General features: G+C 28.8%; 1 protein-coding gene. It reads left to right on the top strand.

The genetic code is table 11. From position 1 onward, the window contains the following. Positions 1–97 precede the first annotated feature (97 nt). Positions 98–1,531, top strand: a complete 1,434-nt coding sequence (locus tag A500_RS19010) for an IS1182 family transposase (RefSeq protein ID WP_016209196.1) — start codon at positions 98–100, stop codon at positions 1,529–1,531. The last annotated feature ends 27 nt before the right edge of the window (positions 1,532–1,558 follow it).

Here is a 1,558-nt window from a genome sequence, read left to right as displayed (position 1 = left end):
TTTCCAGACTGCTGACAAAGTATTAGCAGTCTTTAATTTTATACAAATATGTAATATAATTAAAAATATATTAATTTATTACATAGAGGTTTTATAAATGATAAACGAAAGAATAGAAGCAAAAAATGAAATGGAAGTGGTTATGTTAGAACAATTAGTTCCGCAAGACCATTTATTAAGAAAAATAGATAAATATATAGATTTTTTATTTATTAGAGATTTAACTAGCGATTTGTATTGTCATACAAATGGTCGACCAGCAGTTGATCCTGTAATTTTATTTAAAATGCTATTTATAGGATATCTTTATGGCATACGCTCCGAAAGGCAACTAGTTAAAGATATAGAAGTAAATTTAGCATATAGATGGTTTTTAGGATATTCTATTATGGAAAAAATTCCAGATGCATCTACAATAAGTCAAAACAGAATTAGAAGATTTAAAGGTACTGATATTCCACAAAAAATTTTCGATAATATAGTTATTCAAGCTATGGATAAAGGCTTAGTTGGTGGTAAAATTCTTTACTCTGATTCAACACATATAAAAGCTAATGCTAATAAGCGTAAGTTAGAAAAAGTTGAAGTTCAAGTAACACCTAAAGAATATATAGAACAATTAGATATTGATGTAAATTTGGATAGGGAAAATCATAATAAAAAGCCTTTAAAGCCAAGAAAACAAAAAGAAGAAACAAAGGAAATTAAGAAAAGTACTACAGATCCAGATAGTGGCTATATGATGAGAGATAATAAGCCAGAAGGATTCTTTTATCTAGATCACAGAACTGTAGATAGTAAAAATAATATAATTATGGATGTGCATGTTACCCCTGGTAACGTCAGCGATAGCGAACCAATATTAAAAAGAATAGATAGAATTGAAGAAGCTTTTAATATAAAGCCTAAGTACCTTGGATTAGATGCAGGATATTCAACAAATCCTATCTTTAAAGGAATAACAGATAGAGAGATAATACCAGTTATAGCATATAGGCGTTCTCCTCATAAAAAAGGAATGTATACAAAGAATAAGTACATATATGATTATGATAAAGATATATATATTTGTCCAAACAATGTTGCATTAATATATAAAACAACGACTCGCGAAGGCTATAAAGAATATAGATGTTTTGAAGAAATATGTATGTGTTGTCCTCATAAAGATAAATGTCTTGGAGATAAAGCTAAATATAAAATAATTAGAAGACATGTTTGGGAAAATCATAAGGACGATAATAAGAATTTCCTTAGAACTGAGAAAGGAAAAGGAATTTACGATAGAAGGAAAGAAACAGTTGAGCGAAGCTTTGCAGATTCAAAAAATCTGCATGGGCTTCGCTATTCTCGCTTCCGCGGACGCGAAAAAGTTTCAGAGCAATGCCTGTTAACTGCAGCAGTGCAGAATATGAAGAAGATAGCAACAAAACTATCTTCACTATTTTTATATTATATTGTTAATTTTTATGGTATTTTCAATTTTAAATTTTATTCACAATTAATATATAGAAAAACCCTCTGTTTTTAAACAGGGGGTTTTTCAACAAACTGAAAA

The organism is Clostridium sartagoforme AAU1 (assembly GCF_000401215.1).
GTDB classification, from domain to species: domain Bacteria; phylum Bacillota; class Clostridia; order Clostridiales; family Clostridiaceae; genus Clostridium; species Clostridium sartagoforme.
This window is presented reverse-complemented; position numbering and strand designations above follow the sequence as displayed.

Coding starts and splice junctions, on each gene's coding strand:
- A500_RS19010 (WP_016209196.1), top strand. CDS start 98: ATGATAAACGAAAGAATAGAAGCAAAAAATGAAATGGAAGTGGTTATG.